The 24334-nt window shown below is 56.8% G+C and carries 26 protein-coding genes; 17 read left to right on the forward strand and 9 right to left on the reverse strand.

Going from position 1 to position 24334, the window contains the following annotated elements:
• Positions 1 to 198: 198 nt before the first annotated feature.
• The 3 genes from ACLIBF_RS15445 to ACLIBF_RS15455 are packed head-to-tail and all read left to right on the forward strand — an operon-like array spanning position 199 to position 2342.
• Positions 199 to 939, forward strand: coding sequence for an amino acid ABC transporter permease (locus ACLIBF_RS15445; RefSeq protein ID WP_031374790.1), 741 nt, complete (start codon positions 199 to 201; stop codon positions 937 to 939).
• Positions 939 to 1616: a glutamate/aspartate ABC transporter permease GltK gene (gltK, locus tag ACLIBF_RS15450; protein WP_031374789.1), complete on the forward strand. Its 678-nt coding sequence runs from the start codon at positions 939 to 941 to the stop codon at positions 1614 to 1616. Before ACLIBF_RS15445 ends, gltK begins: the two co-directional genes overlap by 1 nt.
• On the forward strand, positions 1617 to 2342 hold the full coding sequence (locus tag ACLIBF_RS15455; protein ID WP_031374788.1) for an amino acid ABC transporter ATP-binding protein: 726 nt from the start codon (positions 1617 to 1619) through the stop codon (positions 2340 to 2342). It begins immediately after the preceding gene.
• Between the two features lie 636 nt (positions 2343 to 2978).
• Here ACLIBF_RS15455 and ACLIBF_RS15460 read toward each other — a convergent pair.
• Positions 2979 to 3461 (reverse strand): zinc ribbon-containing protein, encoded by a 483-nt coding sequence (locus ACLIBF_RS15460; protein ID WP_031377203.1) that lies wholly within the window; start codon positions 3459 to 3461, stop codon positions 2979 to 2981.
• A 222-nt stretch (positions 3462 to 3683) separates the two neighbouring features.
• Here ACLIBF_RS15460 and leuS point away from each other — a divergent pair, with 222 nt between their 5' ends.
• The 13 genes from leuS (at position 3684) to lipA (ending at position 17153) form a co-directional block, all read left to right on the forward strand.
• Positions 3684 to 6266 carry a leucine--tRNA ligase gene (gene leuS / locus ACLIBF_RS15465; RefSeq protein WP_279809452.1) on the forward strand — a complete coding sequence of 861 codons (2583 nt, stop codon included), beginning with the start codon at positions 3684 to 3686 and terminating at the stop codon, positions 6264 to 6266.
• A 14-nt stretch (positions 6267 to 6280) separates the two neighbouring features.
• Positions 6281 to 6880 (forward strand): LPS assembly lipoprotein LptE, encoded by a 600-nt coding sequence (gene lptE, locus ACLIBF_RS15470; RefSeq protein WP_279809453.1) that lies wholly within the window; start codon positions 6281 to 6283, stop codon positions 6878 to 6880.
• A complete protein-coding gene (gene holA, locus ACLIBF_RS15475; protein ID WP_031377200.1) occupies positions 6877 to 7908 on the forward strand; it encodes a DNA polymerase III subunit delta in 1032 nt (343 codons plus the stop codon). Before lptE ends, holA begins: the two co-directional genes overlap by 4 nt.
• The gene (gene nadD, locus ACLIBF_RS15480) at positions 7901 to 8545 is read left to right on the forward strand and encodes a nicotinate-nucleotide adenylyltransferase (protein ID WP_031377199.1); all 645 of its coding nucleotides are present in this window, start codon (positions 7901 to 7903) and stop codon (positions 8543 to 8545) included. Before holA ends, nadD begins: the two co-directional genes overlap by 8 nt.
• Positions 8546 to 8637: 92 nt before the next feature.
• On the forward strand, positions 8638 to 8955 hold the full coding sequence (gene rsfS / locus ACLIBF_RS15485) for a ribosome silencing factor (RefSeq protein WP_031377198.1): 318 nt from the start codon (positions 8638 to 8640) through the stop codon (positions 8953 to 8955).
• 3 nt (positions 8956 to 8958) lie between these two features.
• Positions 8959 to 9429 (forward strand): 23S rRNA (pseudouridine(1915)-N(3))-methyltransferase RlmH, encoded by a 471-nt coding sequence (rlmH, locus tag ACLIBF_RS15490; RefSeq protein WP_031377197.1) that lies wholly within the window; start codon positions 8959 to 8961, stop codon positions 9427 to 9429.
• A 34-nt stretch (positions 9430 to 9463) separates the two neighbouring features.
• A complete protein-coding gene (gene mrdA, locus ACLIBF_RS15495; protein WP_046288460.1) occupies positions 9464 to 11368 on the forward strand; it encodes a peptidoglycan DD-transpeptidase MrdA in 1905 nt (634 codons plus the stop codon).
• An 8-nt stretch (positions 11369 to 11376) separates the two neighbouring features.
• Positions 11377 to 12489: a peptidoglycan glycosyltransferase MrdB gene (gene mrdB / locus ACLIBF_RS15500; protein ID WP_046288546.1), complete on the forward strand. Its 1113-nt coding sequence runs from the start codon at positions 11377 to 11379 to the stop codon at positions 12487 to 12489.
• A gap of 10 nt (positions 12490 to 12499) precedes the next feature.
• Positions 12500 to 13579, forward strand: coding sequence for an endolytic peptidoglycan transglycosylase RlpA (gene rlpA, locus ACLIBF_RS15505; RefSeq protein WP_279809455.1), 1080 nt, complete (start codon positions 12500 to 12502; stop codon positions 13577 to 13579).
• 122 nt (positions 13580 to 13701) lie between these two features.
• The gene (dacA, locus tag ACLIBF_RS15510; protein ID WP_031377759.1) at positions 13702 to 14913 is read left to right on the forward strand and encodes a D-alanyl-D-alanine carboxypeptidase DacA; all 1212 of its coding nucleotides are present in this window, start codon (positions 13702 to 13704) and stop codon (positions 14911 to 14913) included.
• A gap of 100 nt (positions 14914 to 15013) precedes the next feature.
• Positions 15014 to 15277, forward strand: coding sequence for a DUF493 family protein YbeD (gene ybeD / locus ACLIBF_RS15515; RefSeq protein ID WP_031377758.1), 264 nt, complete (start codon positions 15014 to 15016; stop codon positions 15275 to 15277).
• Positions 15278 to 15358: 81 nt separating this feature from the next.
• Entirely contained in the window at positions 15359 to 16018 is a 660-nt protein-coding gene (gene lipB / locus ACLIBF_RS15520; RefSeq protein WP_031377757.1) for a lipoyl(octanoyl) transferase LipB, read from the forward strand.
• A 169-nt stretch (positions 16019 to 16187) separates the two neighbouring features.
• Positions 16188 to 17153 (forward strand): lipoyl synthase, encoded by a 966-nt coding sequence (lipA, locus tag ACLIBF_RS15525; RefSeq protein ID WP_046288462.1) that lies wholly within the window; start codon positions 16188 to 16190, stop codon positions 17151 to 17153.
• Positions 17154 to 17278: 125 nt separating this feature from the next.
• Here the strand turns inward: lipA and tatE are convergent, their stop codons facing one another.
• From tatE to ACLIBF_RS15555, 6 genes are all read right to left on the reverse strand, one after another.
• Positions 17279 to 17482, reverse strand: a complete 204-nt coding sequence (tatE, locus tag ACLIBF_RS15530; protein WP_031377756.1) for a twin-arginine translocase subunit TatE — start codon at positions 17480 to 17482, stop codon at positions 17279 to 17281.
• A 107-nt stretch (positions 17483 to 17589) separates the two neighbouring features.
• Positions 17590 to 18360 (reverse strand): amino acid ABC transporter ATP-binding protein, encoded by a 771-nt coding sequence (locus ACLIBF_RS15535; protein ID WP_031377755.1) that lies wholly within the window; start codon positions 18358 to 18360, stop codon positions 17590 to 17592.
• A complete protein-coding gene (locus ACLIBF_RS15540) occupies positions 18357 to 19313 on the reverse strand; it encodes an amino acid ABC transporter permease (protein WP_069728019.1) in 957 nt (318 codons plus the stop codon). Before ACLIBF_RS15540 ends, ACLIBF_RS15535 begins: the two co-directional genes overlap by 4 nt.
• The gene (locus ACLIBF_RS15545) at positions 19310 to 20197 is read right to left on the reverse strand and encodes an ABC transporter substrate-binding protein (protein ID WP_279809460.1); all 888 of its coding nucleotides are present in this window, start codon (positions 20195 to 20197) and stop codon (positions 19310 to 19312) included. Before ACLIBF_RS15545 ends, ACLIBF_RS15540 begins: the two co-directional genes overlap by 4 nt.
• 25 nt (positions 20198 to 20222) lie before the next feature.
• Positions 20223 to 21011: a deaminated glutathione amidase gene (locus ACLIBF_RS15550; protein WP_031377753.1), complete on the reverse strand. Its 789-nt coding sequence runs from the start codon at positions 21009 to 21011 to the stop codon at positions 20223 to 20225.
• Positions 21011 to 21976, reverse strand: a complete 966-nt coding sequence (locus ACLIBF_RS15555; RefSeq protein WP_031377752.1) for an ABC transporter substrate-binding protein — start codon at positions 21974 to 21976, stop codon at positions 21011 to 21013. The genes ACLIBF_RS15550 and ACLIBF_RS15555 overlap by 1 nt, the downstream gene beginning before the upstream one ends.
• A gap of 129 nt (positions 21977 to 22105) precedes the next feature.
• On the opposite strand from ACLIBF_RS15555, the gene ACLIBF_RS15560 reads away from it, so the two are divergent.
• On the forward strand, positions 22106 to 23461 hold the full coding sequence (locus tag ACLIBF_RS15560) for an aminotransferase-like domain-containing protein (protein WP_279809462.1): 1356 nt from the start codon (positions 22106 to 22108) through the stop codon (positions 23459 to 23461).
• Here the strand turns inward: ACLIBF_RS15560 and ACLIBF_RS15565 are convergent.
• Together ACLIBF_RS15565 and cspE are read right to left on the reverse strand one after the other, a co-directional pair.
• Positions 23439 to 23870, reverse strand: coding sequence for a GNAT family N-acetyltransferase (locus tag ACLIBF_RS15565; protein WP_069728015.1), 432 nt, complete (start codon positions 23868 to 23870; stop codon positions 23439 to 23441). The two genes, ACLIBF_RS15560 and ACLIBF_RS15565, sit on opposite strands and share 23 nt — an antisense overlap.
• Before the next feature lie 225 nt (positions 23871 to 24095).
• Complete coding sequence (gene cspE, locus ACLIBF_RS15570) at positions 24096 to 24305, reverse strand: transcription antiterminator/RNA stability regulator CspE (protein ID WP_006118399.1); 210 nt, start codon at positions 24303 to 24305, stop codon at positions 24096 to 24098.
• Between the last annotated feature and the right edge of the window lie 29 nt (positions 24306 to 24334).

Genomic DNA, 24334 nt, shown 5'->3' on the forward strand with positions numbered 1-24334 from the left:
GGGTGAGTAAACGTGGCCAACAAAAATGCAGCCTGAATGACGACGGGTATAACAAGGGCGGCCTGGCTACCCTCTCGATTGCTGAAACCGCGGCGCGGACAGACAGACTGAACCGGGTCGTTCCCCTGGTACAGGAGAGAAAACGCCGTTCATCAATCTTCAGGGTAGCTTAGCTACCCTTTTTTACCGGAGCTCGTTATGGGTATCGATTGGAACTGGGGCATATTTCTCGAACAGGCCCCGTTCGGTAACACGACCTATCTCGGCTGGCTGTGGTCCGGTTTTCAGGTGACGATTGCCGTCTCCTGTTGCGCCTGGATTATTGCCTTCTGCGTAGGTTCACTTTTTGGCATTCTGCGTACCGTGCCTAATCGCCTGCTGGCGACCATTGGCACCTGCTATGTCGAACTGTTTCGCAACATTCCACTGATTGTGCAGTTCTTCTTCTGGTATCTGGTGGCCCCGGAACTGGTAGGCGAAAAGCTGGGCATGTGGTTTAAATCTGAGCTGGACCCCAACATTCAGTTCTTCATCTCATCAATGATCTGCCTTGGTCTGTTTACCGCCGCCCGCGTCTGCGAGCAGGTGCGTGCCGCCATTCAGTCACTGCCGCGCGGTCAGAAGAATGCCGGTCTGGCGATGGGTTTAACCCTGCCACAGACCTACCGCTATGTGCTGCTGCCAAACGCCTATCGGGTGATTGTGCCGCCAATGACCTCAGAGATGCTCAACCTGGTCAAGAACTCCGCCATCGCTTCGACCATCGGGCTGGTCGATATGGCGGCGCAGGCGGGCAAACTGCTGGACTACTCCGCACACGCCTATGAATCGTTCACCGCCATTACGCTGGCCTACATCGCGATTAACCTGGTGATCATGTTGTTAATGAGCCTGGTGGAACGCAAAGTGCGTCTGCCTGGCAACGGGGGAGGCAAGTAATGTACGAGTTTGACTGGAGTTCAATTACTCCCAGCCTGCCCTATCTGCTTAACGGCCTGGTGATCACCTTCAAGATCACCATTACCGCAGTGGTATTCGGGATTATCTGGGGCACGCTGCTGGCGGTGATGCGCCTGTCGACCCTCAAGCCAGTCAGCTGGTTCGCCAGACTGTACGTTAACCTGTTCCGCTCGGTGCCGCTGGTGATGGTGCTGCTGTGGTTCTATCTGGTGGTGCCGAGTTTTCTGCAGCAGGTGCTGGGATTATCGCCGAAAACTGATATCCGCCTGATCTCCGCCATGGTGGCCTTCTCACTGTTTGAAGCGGCCTATTACTCCGAAATTATTCGCGCCGGCATCATCAGTATTTCGCGCGGTCAGGGTAACGCGGCTCTGGCGCTGGGCATGACCCAGTGGCAGTCGATGAAACTGATCATCCTGCCGCAGGCGTTTCGTGCCATGGTGCCACTGCTGCTGACTCAGGGGATCGTACTGTTTCAGGATACCTCGCTGGTCTATGTCTTAAGCCTGGCGGACTTCTTCCGGACAGCGTCCACCATTGGTGAACGCGACGGTACCCAGGTTGAAATGGTTCTGTTTGCCGGTCTGGTCTACTTCGTTATCAGCCTGAGCGCGTCACTGCTGGTCAGTTATCTAAAAAGAAAAAGGACGGTTTAAATGATTAGCCTGAAAAACGTTTCTAAGTGGTATGGTCACTTTCAGGTGCTGACCGACTGCTCTACCGAGGTTAAAAAAGGTGAAGTGGTGGTGGTATGCGGACCGTCCGGCTCCGGTAAATCGACCCTGATTAAAACAGTGAACGGCCTGGAGCCGATTCAGCAAGGGGTTATCACGGTGAACGGCACCGAAGTGAACAACAAAAAAACCAATCTCGCCCAGCTACGCAGCAAGGTCGGCATGGTGTTCCAGCACTTCGAACTGTTCCCGCACCTCAGCATTATCAATAATCTGGTGCTGGCGCAGGTGAAAGTGCTGAAGCGCGATAAAGCCGCGGCGCGGGATAAAGGGCTGAAGCTGCTCAATCGGGTGGGGTTATCGGCGCATGCCGATAAGTTTCCCGGTCAGCTGTCGGGCGGCCAGCAGCAGCGTGTGGCGATTGCCCGCGCGCTCTGCATGGACCCGATTGCGATGCTGTTTGATGAACCGACCTCCGCTCTTGATCCCGAGATGATTAACGAAGTGCTGGATGTGATGGTTGAACTGGCGCATGAAGGGATGACGATGATGGTGGTGACGCATGAAATGGGCTTCGCCCGTAAAGTCGCCAATCGCGTGATCTTCATGGATGAAGGCAAAATTATCGAAGACACCAACAAAGATGACTTCTTTAATAACCCGCAGTCTGACCGCGCCAAAGACTTCCTCGCAAAAATTCTGCACTGATTTTCTGAACGGGATCTTTTGCACCAGAGAAAGGCGGGCCCGGTTGCCCTGATGCTGGTCAGTTAAGGATAAATTTGCAAAGGCTGCCACGGTCAAACGTGGCAGCCGTTTTTTCTGCGCGAGCGGGCCGGGGTGCGGGCCTGAGCACCTCTGCTGCTGCCGGGCCGTCCTCCCGCCGCTGACGCAGTGCCTTCGGCTTTGACGTCATGCCGACGAACCGTTCGCGGATCGGCCCTCCCTGGCCGGCCCCGAACTCTCCACGCTTCCCGGCGTGGAGTTCTGGCCCAACGTCACGCCTCAGCGCTGCGGATAGCCCTTTCAGCAGCAGAGGCGCTCAGGCCTCCACTATTGTGCCCTTTTTAACCATACACACTGAAGTTTCAGAGCAGGCAGGGGTCGATCAGGGACAGGCAATCCGCAGCGCTGAGCAGAATGAGTCTGCCAGGAGAGCCGGCAGGACGCGGGCGAAAGACGGGGGCACCACAGGATGTGCCATCCCCGGCGGTCCGTCAGGCAGAGGAATGAAGTGAAGGAACCGCGCAGCGGCGCGAGGACCGCCAGCCCCTGAGCGGCACCAGACTGCGTTATCACCCATCGCTTAACTGCCCAGCATCAGGCCCGGTGCCCGCCAGATTTTCAGGGTTCGAAAGGCTGACGCTGGAACTGATCGTGACCACACTCCGGGCAGCGTGACAGCGTTTCCGGCGTGTAGATCGCCCGGGTGAACTGACATTTCTCACACACCAGATTACCCAGCCCCACCACTTCGCCGCTCTGATAGACGCCATGGTGATGCAGATCCTGAAACACCTCACGCCACTCAAGCTGGCTTTTATCGGTGATATCCGCCAGCTCTTTCCAGACGCTTTCACGAATGATGCGCATAAACAGCGAATCGGCCAGCGGCTCTTCAACATCGGTATAGCTGCGTGCAAACTCTTCTAAATCGCGGCGCACCGAGCTGAGCGCCTGATCGACCTCAACAGGCGTCAGATCCGGACGTGCCAGCAGCTGGCTGCGTCGCTCGCTAATCAGGCTATCAATATTCCGATCGCCCTGACGCAGACGCTCGGTCAGCACCGCTAACGACTCGCGATATTCCTGAGCCACTTTATTCATTTTGTTCTCCTTTATGTAGGTCATCGCTGGATTAAGTTTAGTCGCTTTGTGGTGTTTGCCGTGTCGTCTGTCAGTTGAATTACAAAAGGGTGAAGGCTTTGACGCTTTCGACACAAATCGCGCCAGCGAAAGTGGGAAATGTTGTTGATGCGCGGCCTTATGGGTATGCTATGCGGATCTTAACGTCAGCAAAGTGTTATTCATTAAGGACCACAGGCAGCCATGCAAGAGCAATACCGCCCGGAAGAGATTGAATCCCGCGTGCAGCAGCACTGGGATGAAAACGAAACGTTTAAAGTGACTGAGCAGGAAGGTAAAGAAAAATACTATTGCCTCTCCATGTTGCCCTATCCTTCTGGCCGCCTGCATATGGGCCACGTTCGTAACTACACCATCGGCGACGTAATCGCGCGTTATCAGCGTATGCTCGGCAAAAACGTGCTACAGCCGATTGGCTGGGATGCTTTCGGTCTGCCTGCGGAAGGCGCGGCGGTCAAAAACAATACCGCACCGGCGCCCTGGACCTACGACAACATCGCCTACATGAAAAACCAGCTTAAGCTGCTGGGTTTTGGTTATGACTGGAGCCGTGAACTGGCGACCTGTCAGCCGGAATATTATCGCTGGGAACAGTGGTTCTTCACCAAACTGTATGAAAAAGGTCTGGTGTATAAGAAAACCTCAGCGGTTAACTGGTGCCCGAACGATCAGACAGTACTGGCTAACGAGCAGGTGATTGACGGCTGCTGCTGGCGCTGCGATACCAAAGTTGAACGCAAAGAGATCCCGCAGTGGTTCATTAAAATCACCGATTACGCGGAAGAGTTACTGAACGATCTCGATACGCTGGAAGAGTGGCCTGAGCAGGTCAAGACCATGCAGCGTAACTGGATTGGCCGCTCTGAAGGGGTTGAGATCACTTTTGACGTCGCGGACAGCGAAGAGAAAGTTACCGTCTACACCACCCGTCCGGACACCTTTATCGGCGCGACCTATGTCGCGGTCGCTGCTGGTCATCCGCTGGCCACTCAGGCGTCGGTGAATAATCCGGCGCTGGCTGACTTTATCGCTGAATGCCGCAACACCAAAGTGGCCGAAGCGGAAATGGCGACCATGGAGAAAAAAGGCATGGCCACCGGCCTGTCCGCTATCCATCCGCTGACCGGCGAGCCAATCCCGGTGTGGGTCGCTAACTTCGTGCTGATGGAATATGGCACCGGTGCGGTGATGGCGGTTCCGGCACACGATCAGCGTGACTGGGAATTTGCCACCAAATACGATCTGCCGATTAAGCCGGTGGTGCTGAACCTTGACGGCAGCGAGCCAGACGTCAGCGCCGCGGCGATGACCGAGAAAGGCGCGCTGTTTAACTCAGGTGAGTTTAACGGTCTGGATCACGCCGCAGGCTTCAATGCGATTGCTGACGCGCTGGCCGCCAAAGGCGTGGGTGTGCGTAAAGTGAACTACCGCCTGCGCGACTGGGGTGTTTCACGTCAGCGTTACTGGGGTGCGCCAATCCCGATGGTCACGCTGGAAGATGGCACGGTTATGCCAGCACCAGAAGATCAGCTGCCGGTGATCCTGCCGGAAGATGTGGTGATGGACGGCATTACCAGCCCGATTAAAGCCGACCCGGAGTGGGCAAAAACTACCGTCAACGGTCAGCCAGCGCTGCGTGAAACCGACACCTTCGACACCTTTATGGAGTCTTCCTGGTACTACGCGCGCTACACCTGCGCCAGCTACAAGGAAGGCATGCTGGATCCGGCGGCGGCGAACTACTGGCTGCCGGTCGATCAGTATGTGGGCGGTATTGAACACGCCATCATGCACCTGATGTATTTCCGCTTCTTCCACAAGCTGCTGCGTGATGCCGGTCTGGTTAACTCCAATGAACCGGCTAAGCGCCTGCTGTGTCAGGGGATGGTACTGGCAGACGCCTTCTATTACCTCGGTGCTAACGGTGAGCGTAACTGGGTATCGCCGGTCGACGTGAACGTGGAACGCGATGAGAAAGGCCGCATCGTCAAGGCGGTTGACACCCAGGGCCGCGAAGTGATCTACGCTGGCATGAGCAAAATGTCGAAGTCGAAGAACAACGGCATCGATCCTCAGCTGATGGTCGAGCGTTACGGCGCGGATACCGTGCGTCTGTTCATGATGTTTGCTTCCCCGGCCGATATGACGCTGGAGTGGCAGGAATCGGGCGTGGAAGGCGCTAACCGCTTCCTGAAACGCGTCTGGAAGCTGGTCTTCGACCACACCCAGAAAGGCACAACCGTAGCGCTTGATGTCGCCAGCCTTAATGATGAGCAGAAGTCACTGCGTCGCGATCTGCACAAAACCATCGCCAAAGTGGCGGATGACATTGGCCGTCGTCAGACCTTCAACACCGCCATCGCCGCAATTATGGAACTGATGAACAAGCTGGCACGTGCGCCGCAGGAGAGCGAGCAGGATCGCGCACTGATGCAGGAAGCGCTGCTGGCGATTGTCCGTCTGCTCTATCCGTTCACTCCGCATGCCAGCTATGTTTTGTGGCAGACGCTGGGCGGCGAAGGTACGATTGATGAAGCCAGCTGGCCGGTTGCTGATGAAGCCGCAATGGTGGAAGATTCACTGCTGGTGGTGGTGCAGGTAAACGGTAAAGTACGCGGTAAAATTACCGTACCGGCCGATGCCACGCAGGAACAGGTTCAGGCACGCGCCGCCCAGGAGCATCTGGTGGCGAAGTACCTGGACGGCGTGACGATTCGTAAAGTCATTTATGTACCGGGCAAACTGCTTAACCTGGTCGTAGGTTAAGTTCAGGAGGAACTGTGCGACATCCGATTATCAGGCTGTTTGTCATGCTGGTGGTGGTGATCACCGCTGGCTGTGGTTTTCATCCGCGCGGCACCACTCAGGTGCCGAGTGAACTGAAAACCCTGATTGTTTCAACCGGCGATCCTTACGGTCCACTGGCGCGTACCGTGCGGCAGCAGCTGCGTATCAACAATGTGCGTATTGTTGAGGACAGCAAGCAGAACCGCACCGATATCCCGACGCTGCGTCTGGGTAGCGAATTGCAGGGCCGCGATACCGCATCGGTCTTTATCAATGGCGGAACCGCTGAGTACCAGCTGGTAATGACCCTGACCGCCCAGGTGCTGCTGCCGGGCAAAGGCATCTATCCGATCAGCACCACGGTTTATCGTTCGTTCTTCGATAACCCGAATGCGGCGCTGGCGAAAGATGCTGAGCAGGACATGATTGTGCAGGAGATGCGTCAGCGTGCTGCCGAGCAGCTGGTGCGTAAACTGCTGACGGTTCATGCGGCACAGCTCAACAATAAAGATACCCTGCGCCAGTCAGCGATTCCGGTGCCGGGTCAGGAATCAGAGGAAGTCCCTTCTTCCTCTGCCACCAGTCTGCAATGATCAGGATTTATCCTGAGCAACTCAGCGCGCAGCTCCGTGAGGGGCTGCGCGCCTGTTATTTGTTGGCCGGTAACGAACCCCTGCTGCTGCAGGAGAGCGCAGACGCGATCCGCGCGGCAGCGACAACTCAGGGATTCGAAGAACACTTCAGCGTCACCCTCGATGCCCAGACCGACTGGGAAAGCCTGTTTGTAAGCTGTCAGTCGCTGAGCCTGTTTGCCCAGCGTCAGACGCTCACCCTGCACTTCCCCGACAATGGTCCGAATGCCGCGATGGCTGAGCAGCTGGTTAAGCTGTCGCAACTGCTGCATGCGGATATTCTGCTGATTTGCCGGATGCCGAAGCTGACCAAAGCGCAGGAAAACAGCGCCTGGTTTAAAGCGCTTTCGGCCTCCGCCGTATTAGTGCCCTGTCAGACTCCAGAGCAGGCGCAGCTGCCGCGCTGGGTAGCGAACCGCGCCAAAGCGCTGAAGCTGGCGGTTGATGACGCGGCGGTGCAGCTATTGTGCTACTGCTATGAGGGCAACCTGCTGGCGCTGGCGCAGGCGCTGGAGCGACTGTCGCTGCAGTGGCCCGACGGCAAACTGACGCTGCCGCGGGTTGAAGAAGCGGTCAGCGATGCGGCGCACTTCACCCCTTTCCACTGGGTCGACGCGGTGCTGGCGGGCAAAAGCCGCCGCGCTCTGCATATCCTGCATCAGCTGGAGCGGGAAGAGAGCGAAGTGGTGATCCTGCTGCGTACCCTGCAACGCGATCTGCTGACGCTGCTGCATCTGCAACGTCACCAGGCGCAACAGCCGCTGCGTAATCTGATGGATCAACAGCGCATCTGGCAGAACCGTCGCGCCCTGTTTACCGATGCGTTACAACGGCTGGATGCGGCGCGTTTGCAGCGGGCAATCCATCTGCTGAGCCAGATTGAGATCACCCTGAAGCAGGATTATGGCCAGCCGGTATGGCCGCAGTTGCAAACCCTGACGCTGCTGCTCAGCAGCCGCGCGTTTCCCGCGAGTTTCGCTCATGTCTGAGTTACACGCGCTGTTTGGCGGCACTTTCGATCCGATCCATTTCGGGCATCTGCGTCCGGTTGAAGCGCTGGCGCAGCAGACCGGGCTGCAAAAAGTCACCCTGCTGCCGAACAATGTGCCGCCGCACCGTCCTCAGCCGGAAGCCAGCGCGACCCAGCGGGTGGCGATGCTGCGCTGCGCCATCGCCGGATTGCCGCTGTTTGACATTGATACCCGTGAACTGGAACGCGACACGCCTTCCTGGACCGTGACCACGCTGGAAAATCTGCGTGCCGAACGCGGCGCTCAGCAACCGCTGGGCTTCATCATCGGTCAGGATTCGCTGCTGAACCTGCCAAAGTGGCATCGCTGGCAGGATCTGCTGTCACTCTGCCACCTGCTGGTGTGTCAGCGGCCGGGCTATCCGACCCGGATGTCGTCGCCCGAAATGCAGCGCTGGCTCGATCAGCATCTTGCGCATGACGTAAAACAGCTTCATCTTCAGCCTGCTGGCCATATCTGGCTGGCAGAAACGCCGCTGTATGACATCTCCGCTACCGAGATCCGTCGCCGTCGCCATCACAACCAGTCCTGCGACGCCCTGCTGCCCGCTGCGGTTATCGATTATATCGACCGCGCAGGCTTATATCGCGACTGATCCGGGCATGCTATACTGCGCCGCTTAATTTTTTGGCTGCATAATCCGGGCTTACAGCCGGCTCGTCACCACCAGTTTTAGAGGGGAACCTTTTGCAAGGTAAAGCACTCCAAGAGTTCGTTATTGATAAGATTGATGATCTCAAAGGCCAGGACATTGTCACCATCGACGTTCAGGGCAAATCCAGCATCACCGATTTCATGATCATCTGCACCGGCACCTCCACGCGTCACGTCACCTCGATCGCCGAGCACGTTGAGCAGGAGTCCCGTGCGGCCGGCCTGATGCCGTTAGGCATTGAAGGCAAGAGCGCAGCAGATTGGGTGGTTGTCGATCTCGGTGATGTCATCGTGCATGTGATGCAGGAAGAGAGTCGCCAGCTGTACGAGCTGGAAAAACTCTGGGGCTAATCGGTGAAACTGCAACTTGTTGCCGTCGGCACCAAAATGCCTGACTGGGTGCAGACCGGTTTCATGGAATATCTGCGCCGCTTCCCGAAAGATATGCCGCTGGAGCTGACCGAAGTGACCGCGGGTAAACGCGGCAAAAATGCTGATATCAAACGCATCCTTGAAAAAGAGGGTGAGGCGATGTTAGCGGCGGTCGGCAAAGGCAATCGCATCGTCACGCTGGATATTCCCGGCCATCCGTGGGAAACCCCACAGCTGGCGCAGCAGCTTGAGCGCTGGAAGCTGGATGGTCGCGATGTCAGCCTGTTGATTGGCGGTCCTGAAGGGCTGGCGCCAGCCTGTAAAGCGGCGGCAGAACAGAGCTGGTCACTGTCAGCATTGACGTTGCCCCATCCGCTGGTGCGCGTGCTGGTGGCCGAAAGCCTGTATCGTGCATGGAGCATAACGACAAATCATCCTTATCATCGTGAATGACCGATCAGCCCACATCAGACATGACAAGTAGCGGATGAAATTACAAAGCAACGCCTTTCGCGATTACAGCGCCGAACAAAAACTCTTTGTCCGTCGGGCGTTTATCGCTTTCGTCGGTATCTTACTGCTCTCCTCGGTGCTGGTGGTTAACCTTTACCACCTGCAAATTTTACGCTTCGACGATTACAGCACCCGCTCAAACGAAAACCGCATTAAGCTGGTTCCGGTCGCGCCCAGCCGGGGCATCATCTATGACCGCACCGGCACGCCGCTGGCCCTCAACCGCACCATCTATCAGGCCGAACTGGTGCCGGAAAAAGTTGATAATCTGCAACAGACGCTGGATAACCTGCGTCCGATTCTCGAACTGACCGACGACGACCTCGAAAACTTTCAAAAAGAGCGTAAACGCTCGCGCCGCTTTACCTCTATTCCGGTAAAAACCGGCCTGAATGAGGTGCAGGTCGCGCGCTTTGCGGTGAATCAGTACCGCTTCCCCGGCGTGGAAGTCAAAGGGTATCAGCGCCGTTACTATCCGTTTGGTCAGACCCTGACGCACGTGGTCGGTTACGTGTCCAAAATTAACGATCGTGACGTTGCTCGCCTCGATAAAGAGGGAAAATGGCCTAACTACGCCGCGACCCACGATATTGGTAAGCTCGGCATTGAAGCCTATTACGAAGATCTGCTGCATGGCAAAACCGGCTTTGAAGAGGTTGAAGTGAACAACCGCGGCCGGGTGATCCGTCAGCTGCATGAAGAGTCACCGCAGGCTGGCCGTGATATCTATCTGACCATCGATCTTAAGCTGCAACAGTATATCGAAACGCTGCTGACCGGCAGTCGCGCCGCGGTGGTGGTCAGCGATCCGCGTACCGGCGAAATTCTGGCGATGGTTTCAACGCCGAGCTACGACCCGAATCTGTTTGTCGACGGTATCTCCAGTAAGGATTATCGCGGCCTGCTCAACGATGAAAACCGTCCGCTGTATAATCGCGCCATCCAGGCCGCTTATCCACCGGCCTCAACGGTCAAACCGTACGTCGCGGTCTCAGCCCTGAGTGCCGGCGTGATCAACCGCAATACCAGCCTGTTCGATCCAGGCTGGTGGCAGCTGCCCGGCTCTGAGAAGCGCTTTCGCGACTGGAAAAAATGGGGCCACGGCCGCCTGAACGTCACCAAAGCGCTGGAAGAGTCCGCCGATACCTTCTTCTACCAGGTCGCCTATGACATGGGCATTGACCGATTGTCGGAGTGGATGAACAAGTTTGGTTACGGCAGCCGCACCGGCATCGATCTGCCACAGGAGAGCGCGGGCAACATGCCGACCCGTGACTGGAAGCTCAGACGCTTTAAAAAGCCGTGGTATCAGGGCGACACCATCCCGGTGGGCATCGGCCAGGGTTACTGGACCGCGACGCCGCTGCAGATGAACAAAGCGATGATGATCCTGATTAACGATGGCGTCATCCGGGTACCGCATATGCTGCGCGCCACCCGCGAAGGGCGCACTCTGGTGCCCTATCGCCAGCCGCCTGCGGCACCGATTGGCGACATCCATTCCGGCTACTGGGAAATTGCCAAAGACGGAATGTATGGCGTGGCAAATCGCCCTAACGGAACCGCGCACAAGAGCTTTGCTGACGCGCCTTATAAAATCGCCGCCAAATCAGGGACGGCTCAGGTGTTTGGCCTGAAAGAGAATGAAACCTATAACGCGCATAAAATTGCCGAACGATTACGCGACCATAAGCTGATGACCGCGTTTGCCCCTTATGACAAACCTCGGGTCGCGGTGACCATTATCCTGGAAAACGGTGGCGCCGGACCGGCTGTCGGTACCGTCATGCGCCAGATTCTGGATCACATCATGTTAGGTGATAACAATACAGTTCTGCCGGACGCAGCCCCTGTGCCGCCCGGCTACGAAGGTGAATAAACATGTCGATGAACGATAGTCCGCAGAAACGATCGATCTGGATGCGCATCCATATCGATCCGCTGTTTATGCTGGTGATTCTCGGCCTGCTGATTTACAGCGCCGTGGTGATCTGGAGCGCCAGTGGCCAGGACCCGGGCATGATGGAGCGTAAAATCGGCCAGATCGCCATGGGCCTGGTGATCATGATTGTGCTGGCGCAGGTGCCGCCGCGCGTCTACGAAGGCTGGGCACCCTATCTCTATATCATCTGCGTCATTCTGCTGATTGCGGTAGATGCGTTTGGGCAGATCAGTAAAGGTGCTCAGCGCTGGCTTGACCTCGGTATCGTCCGCTTTCAGCCGTCGGAGATCGCAAAAATTGCCGTGCCGCTGATGGTGGCACGCTTTATCAACCGCGATGTCTGTCCGCCGACGCTGAAAAATACCGGCATCGCACTGATCCTGATTTTTGTGCCCACCCTGCTGGTGGCGGCTCAGCCCGATCTCGGTACCTCGATTCTGATTGCCGCCTCCGGACTGTTTGTGCTGTTCCTGTCCGGTATGAGCTGGAAGCTGATTGGCGTTGCGGTGCTGCTGGTGGCGGCGTTTATCCCGATTCTGTGGTTCTTCCTGATGCACGACTATCAGCGTGACCGCGTGATGATGCTGCTCGATCCGGAAAGCGATCCACTGGGTGCCGGTTACCACATCATTCAGTCAAAAATTGCCATCGGATCTGGCGGACTACGCGGCAAAGGCTGGCTGCAGGGCACCCAGTCACAGCTGGAGTTTTTGCCGGAACGCCACACTGACTTTATCTTCGCGGTACTGGCGGAGGAGTTAGGACTGGTTGGGGTACTGGTGCTGCTGGCGCTTTATCTGCTGCTGATCATGCGGGGATTGATTGTGGCAGCCCGCGCCCAGACCACGTTTGGCCGGGTAATGGCGGGCGGTTTAATGCTGATTTTATTCGTTTATGTTTTCGTTAACATTGGCATGGTTAGTGGTATCTTACCGGTAGTTGGCGTGCCGTTGCCGCTGGTCAGTTATGGCGGCTCCGCGCTTATCGTGCTCATGGCGGGATTTGGCATTGTGATGTCGATCCATACTCACCGAAAAATGTTATCTAAAAGTGTTTAAGAGGCAGCAGATGCGTAAGGAATGGCTTGGCGTTGCACTGGCATCACTGGTTCTGGCGGCCTGTACCACGCCCGAACCCCAAAATACCGCGCCGCCGCAACCGGCCTATAATGGTCCGGTGGTAGAAATACCCGGCGTTGAGCCACGCTATGAGCCGATCAATCCCGGCACCAGCCAGGATTACAGCGTCAACGGCAAAAATTATCGCATCATTAAAGATCCGTCGAACTACAGCGAAGTCGGCCTCGCCACCTGGTACGGCGAAGAAGCGCAGGGCAACCGCACCGCCACCGGCGAAGCTTACGATCCTGACGCCCTGACCGCCGCGCACCCTACTCTGCCGCTGCCGAGCTACGTGCGCGTGACCAATATCGCCAATGGCCGCCAGATTGTGGTGCGGGTTAACGATCGTGGCCCGTATACGCCTGGCCGCATCATCGACCTGTCGCGCGCCGCCGGCGATCGCCTGAACATTTCCAACAATTCACGGGTTCGCGTCGATTACATTAAGGTCGCGCCGGATGGTACGCTCTCAGGTCCCGGCACCATCGGGACAGTAGTGGCGAAACAGAGTTATTCGCTGCCGGCCCGCCCGGATCTCAGCGGCGGCTCGGTGATGAGCGGCGGCAGCGCAGCCGCTTCTCAGCCGGTACCACAACAAAATGTTGAGGCGATCAGCAACAGCACTTTGCAGAGCAGTGACAACATGGGCGCACCGGTCCAGAGCAGTGGTTTTCTCGGCGCACCCCAGCCGTTAGCCAGCGGCGTACTGGAAAGCAGTCAACCGCCAGCCAGCGCGCCAGCCGTAACGGCAGCGCCAGCCAGCGCCGCACCCGCTGCGGCCAGCCCGACGCAGACTGCTGCCGGCTATGTGGTGCAGGTCGGCGCGCTGAACGATCCGGCGCGCGCGCAGCAGCTGATGAAAAGCCTGAGCCAGCGTTATGGCGTGCCCGGCACGGTAGAAACGGCGGGCAATGTGTATCGTGTCCAGCTCGGCGGTTATCCGACCCGTGCCGAAGCGGCTGCGCTGCAACAGCGCCTGAGCAGTGACGGCCAGAACGCCTCATTTATTACCAATACGCGTCGCTGATTGAACGGTTACCGTTACGTCTGCTAACAACCCAATCATCATGCCCGATGCCGGAAAGCCAGCCATTGGGTATGATGAGTGACTTTTTTAACCTCAAAACCACGGATGTTGTAGTCCTACACATGAACACGCTGAAATCATCTCGTTTGCTGAAACGCCTGACAGTGGGATCACTGATCGCCTTCTCTCTCAGCCATGCCGCTATTGCTGATGACGTCAATCTCAAGACCATGATTCCGGGCGTACCGGACATTGATGCCGAAGCGTATGTCCTTATCGACTACAACTCGGGCAAAGTGCTGGCAGAGAAAAATGCTGATGCACGCCGCGATCCCGCCAGTCTGACCAAAATGATGACCAGCTACGTGATTGGTCAGGCGGTTAAAGCCGGCAAAATCCATCAGGACGATCTGGTCACCGTCGGTCCCGATGCCTGGGCTACCGGCAACCCGGTGTTTAAAGGTTCATCGCTGATGTTCCTCAAGCCAGGCGATCGGGTTCCGGTTTCGCAGCTGACGCGTGGGATTGTGCTGCAATCGGGTAACGACGCCTGTGTCGCCATGGCGGACTATGTCGCCGGCAGCCAGGATGCGTTCGTCAACCTGATGAACAACTACGTTAAAGCGATTGGCCTGCAGAACACCCATTTCCAGACGGTACACGGCCTGGATGCTGAAGGTCAGTACAGCTCGGCGCGCGATATGGCGCTGATTGGCCAGGCACTGATCCGCGACGTACCGGAAGAGTACGCCGTTTATAAAGAGAAAGAGTTCACCTTCAACAATATCCGTCAGATGAACCGTAACGGTCTGCTGTGGGATACCAACCTGAACGTGGATGGCATTAAAACCGGCCATACCAATGCAGCAGGTTACAACCTGGTGGCTTCGGCTACCGAAGGCCAGATGCGTCTGATCTCCGCGGTAATGGGAGGTCACACCTACAAAGGCCGCGAGACCGAAAGCAAAAAACTGCTGACCTGGGGCTTCCGTTTCTTTGAAACCGTGGCACCGCTGAAAGCGGGCAAAGAGTTTGCCTCTGAGCCGGTATGGTTTGGTGACAACGATCGCGTTCAGCTTGGGGTTGAAAAAGATGCGTACCTGACCATTCCACGTGGCCGGATGAAGGATCTGAAAGCCAGCTATGTGCTGAACAACACCGAACTGCATGCGCCGCTGAAGAAAAATCAGGTGGTCGGCAGCATCAACTTCCAGCTGGATGGCAAAACCATCGAACAGCGTCCGCTGGTGGTGTTGAATGAGATCCAGGAAGGCGGATTCTTCAGCCGCATCGTTGATTACATCAAACTGATGTTCCATCACTGGTTCGGCTAAGCGTGGCGGGTGATTGAAAAGTCACCCCATCGCCCCCATTACAGGTTATTATGATGCTCCCGCTCAGGCGGGAGTCTGTTTTTTATGCACCGGAGTTAATATGAAAACCAAACTGAATGAACTGCTCGAATTTCCTACCCCGTTTACCTACAAGGTAATGGGTCTGGCGCAACCGGAGCTGGTTGATCAAGTGGTTGAAGTGGTGCAACGCCATGCGCCCGGCGACTACAGTCCTGAAGTTAAGCCGAGCAGCAAGGGCAACTATCACTCCGTAAATATCACCATTACCGCGACCCATATAGAGCAGGTTGAACGCCTGTATGAAGAGCTGGGTAAAATCGAAATCGTACGCATGGTGCTCTGATTTGCCGGGTCGGCGAAGCGCCCTTTCCTGACGGTTTGCCGACGTTATTTTCAGCTTACTTTGTTAAAGCGGGCCATCGTTTTGTCAGTTGATACCCTTCTCGTCCGCCGGTCAGGATTACGCGACTGGCAATCCGTCTCCGACGCCATGCACCACTACACCGATCAGCGCGACAGCCTGAGCCGGGATGAGATCTGGCTGGTGGAGCATCCTCCGGTTTTTACCCAGGGCCAGGCGGGAAAAGCGGAACATCTGCTGATGCCCGGCGATATCCCGGTGGTGCAGAGCGACCGCGGCGGCCAGGTCACCTATCATGGACCGGGTCAGCAGGTTATGTACGTGCTGATTGATATCAAGCGACGCAAAATTGGCGTGCGCCAGCTGGTGACGGCGCTGGAAGAGACGGTGATTACCACGCTGGCCGGTTTTGGAGTCAGCGCCCGCGCGCGTCCCGACGCGCCAGGCGTTTATGTCGGCGAGCAAAAAATCTGCTCACTCGGGCTGCGCATCCGCAAAGGCTGCTCGTTTCACGGCCTGGCGCTGAATGTCGCCATGGACCTGGCGCCCTTTTCGCGCATTAATCCCTGTGGCTATGCCGGTATGAGCATGACCCAGTTGCAGCATTTTCAACCGGACGTACGGCTGGATCAGGTGCAGGCCCCGCTGGTGACGGCGTTTGCCCGCCTGACAGGTTATGAAAATGTTGAATGGTCAGACGAAGATTTGCCGATTCAGCCTTAACGCTGAATGCGAATTTACAAATATGTAACTTATCCACGCTAACGGTGGCTGCTTCCCGGGCGATGAGATGATATAATTTTTGCACTTTTTTCAAATAAAGTTGAAAGCACCCTTCTCGGGTTGAGTGAGAACGCTTTCAAATCGCAATCCGACCGGAACCTGCTGATTTATGAGTAAACCAATTCAGATGGAACGCGGCGTCAAATATCGTGACGCAGACAAAATGGCGCTGATCCCGGTGAAAACCGTGGCCGTTGAACGGCAAGAGATGTTGCGTAAGCCGGAATGGATGAAAATCAAGCTGCCTGCTGACTCCAGTCGTATTCAGGGCATTAAAGCCGCGATGCGAAAAAATGGACTTCACTCGGTCTGTGAAGAGGCCTCCTGTCCAAACCTGGCCGAATGCTTCAACCACGGTACCGCCACCTTTATGATCCTCGGCGCTATCTGTACCCGCCGTTGCCCCTTCTGCGATGTCGCGCATGGCCGCCCTAATGCACCCGATGCGAATGAGCCCGGCAAGCTGGCGCAAACCATCGCTGACATGGGCCTGCGTTATGTGGTGATCACCTCGGTTGACCGTGACGATCTGCGTGATGGCGGTGCTCAGCACTTTGCCGACTGCATCAGTGCGATTCGTGAAAAGAACCCGACCATCAAAATCGAAACTCTGGTGCCTGACTTCCGCGGCCGGATGGATCGCGCCCTGGATATTCTGACCGCTACCCCGCCGGATGTGTTTAACCATAACCTGGAGAACGTGCCACGCGTTTATCGTCAGGTTCGTCCGGGTGCTAACTACGAGTGGTCACTGAAGCTGCTGGAGCGTTTCAAAGAAGCGCACCCGCACATTCCGACCAAATCTGGCCTGATGGTAGGTCTGGGTGAAACCAATGCGGAAATCGTCGAAGTGATGCGCGATCTGCGTCGTCACGGCGTCACGATGCTGACCCTCGGCCAGTATCTGCAGCCCAGCCGTCACCACCTGCCGGTTCAGCGCTACGTCAGTCCGGCGGAATTTGATGAGATGAAAGAAGAAGCCATGGCGATGGGCTTTACCCACGCGGCGTGCGGTCCGTTTGTCCGCTCTTCTTATCATGCGGACATGCAGGCCAAAGGGCTCGAAGTTAAATAAGCCGGCTGCCTGTGGCGTAACGTCAGGCGCTCGCCTGAAAACAAAAAAACCAGACTGGAAACAGCCTGGTTTTTTTAATGTCGGTCTGACATAAAAAGTAACAATTATTTTCAGGAAATAACTGATTAATCTTTATGGACGACGCGTTCAGCCGGGACTTCTTCAGCCGGAGTTCGGGCTGCGCTGGTGTCTTCATCTTTCATGGCTTTCTTGAAGCCCTTGATTGCGGAGCCCAGATCGCCACCCAGAGAGCGTAACTTGTTGGTGCCAAAAAGCAGTACGATAAGCGCACCGATGATCAGCAGTTTGGCAATACTGATACCTTCCATATTTAACCTTTCAACTTCAGCGAATAACGGTGACTGTTATTTACGCGCAGTTTGCGTGCTGCCACAACTGCAATCTGTAACAGAGTAAGATCGGAGCGGCGATCTTATCAGATAAAACGGCTGAGGAAAGCCTGAGTACGCGGATGCTGCGGATTAGCAATCACCTGTTCCGGCGTCCCCTGCTCCACCACTACGCCGCCATCCATAAACACCACCCGGTCGGCCGCCTCACGGGCGAAGCTGATCTCATGGGTTACCACAATCATCGTCAGTCCCTGATCGGCCAGGGTTCGCATGGTCGCCAGCACTTCACCCACCAGTTCAGGGTCCAGCGCCGAAGTAGGCTCATCAAACAACATTAACTGCGGCTTAATGGCTAAGGCGCGCGCAATCGCCACGCGCTGTTGCTGGCCGCCCGACAGATGACGCGGCCAGGCATCCGCCTTATCGCTCAATCCCACCGTTGCCAGCAGTGACCGGGCATGCGCCAGCGCCTGCTGACGCGGAAATTTATGCACGCCGATAGGTGCCTCAATAATATTTTGCAGTACCGTCATGTGGGGATAAAGGTTGAACTGCTGAAACACCATGCCAATCTTCTGGCGCTGACGGGCGATCTGACGTGAGGACAGGCGATGCAGCAGGTTGCGTTTCAGCACGTAGCCGATCTGCTGATCGCCGACCCGTATCGATCCGCCATTCATCTCTTCGAGATGGTTGATGCAGCGCAGAAAGGTCGATTTACCCGAGCCTGAAGGTCCGAGGATCACCACCACCTCACCGGGCCAGACATCAAGATCGATCCCTTTCAACACCTGATTGTCGCCATAACGCTTCTGCACGTTACGGGCGCAGACTAACGGCTCAGCCTGGCTCATTGCTCCTCCTTCTGTTGCTGTGCGGTGGCCGCCAGCGCGCCTGGCCGCTTCGCCACGCTGGTCACCCGTCGGGTGCCACGCGCGTAATAGCGCTCAATGGCGGACTGCCCCAGGTTGAGGATCGAGGTAATCAGCAGATACCAGATTACCGCGACCATCAGCATTGGAATAATTTCAAAAGTGCGGTTGTAGATCGCCTGCACCGAATAGAGCAGATCGCCCATAGCAATCACGCTCACCAGCGACGTTGCCTTGATCATGCTGATCAGCTGATTACCGGTGGGCGGGATAATCGAACGCATCGCCTGCGGAATAATGATCCGCCGCAGGGCCCGCGCCCGGCTCATACCAAACGCCTGGGTGGTTTCAACCTGACCATTATCCACTGACAGCAGTCCGGCGCGGATAATTTCAGCCATATAGGCCGCTTCGTTAAGCGCCAGCCCGGCGATGGCGGCGGTCAGTGGGGTGATCAGATCGTTGGTGTTCCAGCGCGCCAGCGTGATGTCGGTCCACGGTAACGTCAGGGATAACGCAGGAAACAGGGTCGAGAGGTTGTACCAGAAAATCAGCTGCACCAGCAGCGGCGTTCCGCGAAAGAACCAGATATAGAGCCCGGCAATGCCGCGCAACAGTCGGTTGTCCGACAGCCGCCAGACGCCTAACAGCAGCCCCAGCAGCGTACCCAGCACCATCGAAACCAGCGTCAGCCCCAGCGTAACCTGTAGTCCTTTCAGCACCGAGCCTTCGGTGAACCACTTCAGCACCACCTGCCATTCAAAATTGGGGTTGGTCATCACCAGCCACAGCAGGTTAGAGCCAACCACCAGCACCACAATCCAGCTGACCCAGCGTCCATAGGCCGGCGCGCTGCGGGCGAAAGCCACGTCGCGCAACTGCGCCTCATCACGCTGTTGTTCCCTGATCGGCGAATCGTGGCGGCTCAGGCTCATTTAGCCTCCTGTTTTGCCAGGTTCAGCCCTGGCGCAGCGGTCATGTTGTCCTCCAGCTGCCATTTTTTCATGATGGCGGCATAGGTCCCGTTCTGATAGAGCACCTTGTAAGCATCAAGAACCACGCCGCCTAACGGCGATCCTTTCGGCACCACGGTGCCCTGGAAAATGTCACCGAAGCCGTTCTTATGTCCTTTGCCCGCCAGCTCGAGCTGGCCTTTGGCCTGATTGACAAACCAGGTCAGCGGCGCCTGGGAGGAGAAAAAAGCATCCGAGCGTTTCGAGCGCACCGCGAGGATCGACGAAGGCTGATCGGTAAAGGCCTGCACCGTGACTGCCGGTTTGCCGGCGGCGGTACAGCGCGCCGATTGTTGACGGATTACCTGTTCCGCAGAGCCTGCTGCCATCACCGCGATCCGTTTGCCACAGGTATCATCAAGCTGATTGATCTGCGCCGGGTTGCCCTTCTGGACGCCAAACACCACGAATTCCTGCACAAAATCGATGAAGTCCACCTTCTGCTGACGATCCGGATAGTCGCCAATCGGGCCAATCGCCAGCTGATAGCGGCCAGCGTTAATGCCGGTCAGCACGCCGGACAGGCCACTCACCGTGGCGTGATCGATCTTCACGCCCAGCAGCTGCGACAGTGCAGTAGTGAGATCCGCCGAGGCACCCTCCATCGAATGCGGGCCATTGACGATCTCATACGGCGGGAAGGATCCATTGTTGACCGAAATCATCCGGCCCGCTTTTTTGCTCTGATCCGGCAGGCGGTCATGTAAAGCCTGATCGACCGTCTGGGTCGGCAGGGTGTCAGTAGCCTGCGCCAGGCTGGCGGTCAGACTCAGCGCCAGCGTTAAGGCGGTTACGCGGTTAATCATGGTTCGTCCTCCAGGGTCAGGGGTGTCAGTTCAGCTCGGGACGGGCGAAACGACGATTCTCCAGCACCGGCAGCACGCGGCGGGCGTAGGCGATGCGGTCAGGATCAATATCGGCAAACATCAGCGTCGGCGATTCTGCCGCATTAGCGATCACCACGCCCAGCGGATCGACCACCAGACTGTTGCCGATATTGCGCGGACCACATTCCCCGACAGCCACCACGTAGCAGGTATTTTCCAGCGCCCGGGCGCGGTTCAGCAGTTCCCAGTGCATCTCTTTCAGCGGTCCTTTTACCCACGCGGCAGGCAGCACCAGCAGGTCTGCACCATCCAGCACCAGCCGGCGCGCCAGCTCCGGGAAGCGCACGTCATAACAGGTCATCAGACCGACTTTTAACCCCGCCACCTCGACCAGCGGCGGAATGACATGGCCCGGATTCACCCGCTGCGACTCCTGCATGGCGAAGGCATCGTAGAGATGCAGTTTTTCATAGGCCGCAATGATTTTGCCGTTGCGAATAGCGATCAACACGTTGAGGGCTTTTTGCTCTGCGGCGGGAACATGCACGCTCATCATGGTGGTGAGGGCGTTATGCTGGCTGGCCGCCAGCAGCTGGCTGACAAACGGGCCGTCCAGCGGTTGCGCCGCCTTTAACACTAAATCGGGATCGGTAATATCACGCGCCAGTACCCCTTCCGGCAGCACCAGCAGATCGGCACCGCCCGCAGCGGCCCGCTGCATTAACGTCAGGCAGAGGGTGGCGTTCTCCTGCCATTCACGGCTGACGGCAAATTGTCCCATCGCAACTTTCATCATTTCTCTCCTCCTGCCAGCGGAAATATCGCTTCCGGCGTCAGTAATCTGTGGGTTAATCCCTGCTGGAACAGTTCACGGCCAAAATCCGCAATCATCTTTCTATTAGCGGCAAAACCATTCTCATTCCAGCTGGCCGGTAATTCCTGCGCGGTCCGTCGCAAATCGTCCAGCAGCCACGGCGTGGTGTCGGCATATTTCTCCCTTTTCTGCATCCACAAAGCATAGGAGCGATCGATCACCTCACTGAGTGCGGCAGGCAGCCACGGATGCTGCGCCGCCAGCGCCGGTTTTATCGCCAGAATATGAATGCCGGGCACATAGCCGACGCGGTTGAAGTAGGCCCGCTCAGCCTGATAGAAGTCAGGCTGGAGCTGACGCAGACCGGACGCCGGCAGAAAAAAGCCTTCCGGCATAAACGGGGTAAACACCGCATCCAGCTCACCCGCTTTCAGCAGCTCAATCAGGGGGCGCTCGCCTGGCGCAGGCTCAATCCGGCCCGGTCGGCCAAACCCCGCCAGCCGGTCGACAATCGGATGATCGGCTGTCAGCCGCCCGGCAAACCAGCGGACGTCATCAATCCCGACTCCCGCTTCGCGCAGCACCGTACGCGTCCAGGTATTGCCCGAATCCTGCCAGCCGGTAACACCGATTCTTTTGCCCTTCAGCTCTGCAGGCGTCGTGATGGGACTCTCCGCCGTGGTAATGATGCAGCGCTGACGAAAACCGCGCATCAGGAAGTGCGGTAAGCCCAGCAGTGACGCATCGTCTCTGGCCCGCGCCTGGGCGTAACGGCTGAATGACACCTCACCGGCGTCATAATCGGGGCTGCTGGCGAGGTCATTAACCAGCGTTCCGACCCGATCGATCTGCAGATCAAAGTCGTCCGGTGTGATATCGCCCAGCGCCAGGGGCGTAAAGTAGTCCCAGTCGCGCACTGCCAGTCTGATACTCAGCCTTGCCATGATCTCTCCGTTTACGCCGTGCCGCGAGGCCGGGCGGGTTAATGCATCAAATAGTGCTTGAATTTGATACTAGATCCGGAATACTGACCTGAACAATCATTAATTTGTTACTGAACAAAGTATTTTCTTATGACGCAAATGGTCGATCTGAACTGGTTTTGTAACCAGATAACTACTCCATCAGTAAAAGGGATTGCTCAGGCGGCATCAGGCCTGATTCGTGACGGGCAGATTGCTGTCGGGATGCAGATGCCGGCGGTACGGGAGATCGCGGAGCGGCTGGGGATCAGTCCGGCAACCGTTTCTGCTGCCTGGTCGCAGCTAAGGAAGCATAAAGTGCTGGCGGGTAAAGGACGCAGCGGTGTCTGGGTCAGCGGCAATAGCGTCATGCCGCGACCGATCCGCTTTGAAAAGATCGGCAATTATGGCGAACACATTCGCGCCGATCTGGCGATGGCCTCCCCCGATCCTGCTTTGTTACCTGAGCTGCAAAACGCACTGCAGGCGGCGTTGCGATCGTCACAGCTGAACAGCTACACCCGTGAAGCCATTTCAGCGCCGCTGCTGCAGGCGATAACGCCGCGCTGGCCTTATCCGGCGGAAGCCTTCCTGGCAACCGACGGCGGCTTCGATGCGATGAATTTGCTGGTGCAGACGCTGGTTTCCCCTGGCGATCGGGTGATCATTGAAGATCCCACCGCCACCCGCCTGCTTGATATGCTGGATAATGTCGGCGCTGAGATTTTGCCACTGGCCTGTGATGATGAGGGGCCGTTGCCTGAGGTATTAAGCACCCTGCTGACACGCGCGCCGGTGATGCTGATTTATCAGCCGCGCACCCATTCCGCCACCGGACGGACAATCAGTGTGGCGCGGCGTCAGGCGCTGGCACAGGTGCTGGCGAACAGCAGCACGCTGATTGTGGAAGATGATGGCATTGGTGATCTTTCGGCCGCGGAGAGCTGGAGTCTGGGGACGCAGTTTCCCGAGCGTACCCTGCACGTCCGCTCCTTTTCCAAAGCCTACGGACCCGATTTGCGACTGGCGGTATTATCCGCCACGGCGGAGATGGTAAAGCGTATTCAGGCGTGGCGAAACTTTGGCGTTAGCTGGACCAGCCGTATTTTGCAGGATGCGGTAGCGTGGTTGCTGGAGGATGAGGTGACCCAGCAGCAGATAGCCACGGCACGACAGGTTTATCATCAGCGTCGCGAGCAACTGCGGCAGGCGCTGGCGCAGCGTGGACTGATGCTGCCGCCACAGGATGGACTGAGTCTCTATATTCCGGTGGCCTCAGAGCAATTTGCCATGATTACGCTGGCCGCGCGCGGTATCGCCGTGCTACCCGGTGAGCGTTGCCGGCTGGGACCGACGCAGTTTATCCGGGTCAGTATTGCCAGCCTGAAAGATGAACAGCGTGAGATGATCGCTGAAGCGCTGGTCATCGCGTCCGGCCGTGAAGCTAGCGCGCGGGCAGATCTTTAACGTGGTAGCGCGGCGATTCAACATAACCCTCACGGGCATAAAACTGATTCGCCTTGAGGCGGGATTGATGACAATGCACTTCCATCCGATCGCATCCGCGCTGAGTTGCCAGTGATTCGGCGTGCTGTAACAGCTGCTGGCCGACCCCTTTGCTGCGCTCACCTTCCGCAATGCAGAAGTAGCTGATGCGGGCAAAATCCCCGGCCAGCGCCAGTTGCGGGATAAAGTGCATCGATAAAAAGCCGAGCACCTGATTGCCGAACTCGGCCACCAGCAATACTTCACTGGGATCGCTGCTTAACTGCGCCAGACGCTGCTCAATGAAATTTTCGGTGCCGCCATAACCTAACTCACTCAGCAGTGCACTGAGCGCAAAACTGTCTTTTAAATCCGCCTGACGTATATTCATCCTGTTTCCTCAGTCGCCCGCTGCCGTCACCTTGTTATATAGCGTTGGACAATAAAAAGCTGCAAGTAAGGTTGTTAGGATTATGTTACGAGGATTTATTGTGAAGCGCCGCGCAGTTTGTGCGGCCAGCACGCCGCTGCAGGGGCTTTTGATGCGGAGGTGTCGCGGATGGCAGCCATAAAAAAACCCGCCATAAGGCGGGTTTTTAGAATTCTGACTGTTAACTTACAGACTGATAACGTTAGCAGCAGATGGGCCTTTCGCGCCGTCGGTGATTTCAAACTCAACGCGCTGACCTTCAGCCAGAGTTTTGAAGCCGTTGCTCTGGATTGCAGAGAAATGTACGAATACATCTTTGCTGCCATCTTCAGGAGTAATGAAACCGAATCCTTTAGATTCATTAAACCACTTAACGTTACCTTTGATCTTAGACATCTATATTACCTTTACATGAAAAATGGACA

It is taken from the genome of Pantoea sp. PGP6, from assembly GCF_053474785.1.

What these genes read in the sequence shown, in the direction of transcription:
- ACLIBF_RS15445 (WP_031374790.1), top strand. Translation starts at nt 199, where the DNA reads ATGGGTATCGATTGGAACTGGGGCATATTTCTCGAACAGGCCCCGTTC.
- gltK (WP_031374789.1), top strand. Translation starts at nt 939, where the DNA reads ATGTACGAGTTTGACTGGAGTTCAATTACTCCCAGCCTGCCCTATCTG.
- ACLIBF_RS15455 (WP_031374788.1), top strand. Translation starts at nt 1,617, where the DNA reads ATGATTAGCCTGAAAAACGTTTCTAAGTGGTATGGTCACTTTCAGGTG.
- ACLIBF_RS15460 (WP_031377203.1), bottom strand. Translation starts at nt 3,461, where the DNA reads ATGAATAAAGTGGCTCAGGAATATCGCGAGTCGTTAGCGGTGCTGACC.
- leuS (WP_279809452.1), top strand. Translation starts at nt 3,684, where the DNA reads ATGCAAGAGCAATACCGCCCGGAAGAGATTGAATCCCGCGTGCAGCAG.
- holA (WP_031377200.1), top strand. Translation starts at nt 6,877, where the DNA reads ATGATCAGGATTTATCCTGAGCAACTCAGCGCGCAGCTCCGTGAGGGG.
- nadD (WP_031377199.1), top strand. Translation starts at nt 7,901, where the DNA reads ATGTCTGAGTTACACGCGCTGTTTGGCGGCACTTTCGATCCGATCCAT.
- mrdA (WP_046288460.1), top strand. Translation starts at nt 9,464, where the DNA reads ATGAAATTACAAAGCAACGCCTTTCGCGATTACAGCGCCGAACAAAAA.
- mrdB (WP_046288546.1), top strand. Translation starts at nt 11,377, where the DNA reads ATGAACGATAGTCCGCAGAAACGATCGATCTGGATGCGCATCCATATC.
- rlpA (WP_279809455.1), top strand. Translation starts at nt 12,500, where the DNA reads ATGCGTAAGGAATGGCTTGGCGTTGCACTGGCATCACTGGTTCTGGCG.
- dacA (WP_031377759.1), top strand. Translation starts at nt 13,702, where the DNA reads ATGAACACGCTGAAATCATCTCGTTTGCTGAAACGCCTGACAGTGGGA.
- ybeD (WP_031377758.1), top strand. Translation starts at nt 15,014, where the DNA reads ATGAAAACCAAACTGAATGAACTGCTCGAATTTCCTACCCCGTTTACC.
- lipA (WP_046288462.1), top strand. Translation starts at nt 16,188, where the DNA reads ATGAGTAAACCAATTCAGATGGAACGCGGCGTCAAATATCGTGACGCA.
- tatE (WP_031377756.1), bottom strand. Translation starts at nt 17,482, where the DNA reads ATGGAAGGTATCAGTATTGCCAAACTGCTGATCATCGGTGCGCTTATC.
- ACLIBF_RS15535 (WP_031377755.1), bottom strand. Translation starts at nt 18,360, where the DNA reads ATGAGCCAGGCTGAGCCGTTAGTCTGCGCCCGTAACGTGCAGAAGCGT.
- ACLIBF_RS15540 (WP_069728019.1), bottom strand. Translation starts at nt 19,313, where the DNA reads ATGAGCCTGAGCCGCCACGATTCGCCGATCAGGGAACAACAGCGTGAT.
- ACLIBF_RS15545 (WP_279809460.1), bottom strand. Translation starts at nt 20,197, where the DNA reads ATGATTAACCGCGTAACCGCCTTAACGCTGGCGCTGAGTCTGACCGCC.
- ACLIBF_RS15550 (WP_031377753.1), bottom strand. Translation starts at nt 21,011, where the DNA reads ATGAAAGTTGCGATGGGACAATTTGCCGTCAGCCGTGAATGGCAGGAG.
- ACLIBF_RS15555 (WP_031377752.1), bottom strand. Translation starts at nt 21,976, where the DNA reads ATGGCAAGGCTGAGTATCAGACTGGCAGTGCGCGACTGGGACTACTTT.
- ACLIBF_RS15560 (WP_279809462.1), top strand. Translation starts at nt 22,106, where the DNA reads ATGACGCAAATGGTCGATCTGAACTGGTTTTGTAACCAGATAACTACT.
- ACLIBF_RS15565 (WP_069728015.1), bottom strand. Translation starts at nt 23,870, where the DNA reads ATGAATATACGTCAGGCGGATTTAAAAGACAGTTTTGCGCTCAGTGCA.
- cspE (WP_006118399.1), bottom strand. Translation starts at nt 24,305, where the DNA reads ATGTCTAAGATCAAAGGTAACGTTAAGTGGTTTAATGAATCTAAAGGA.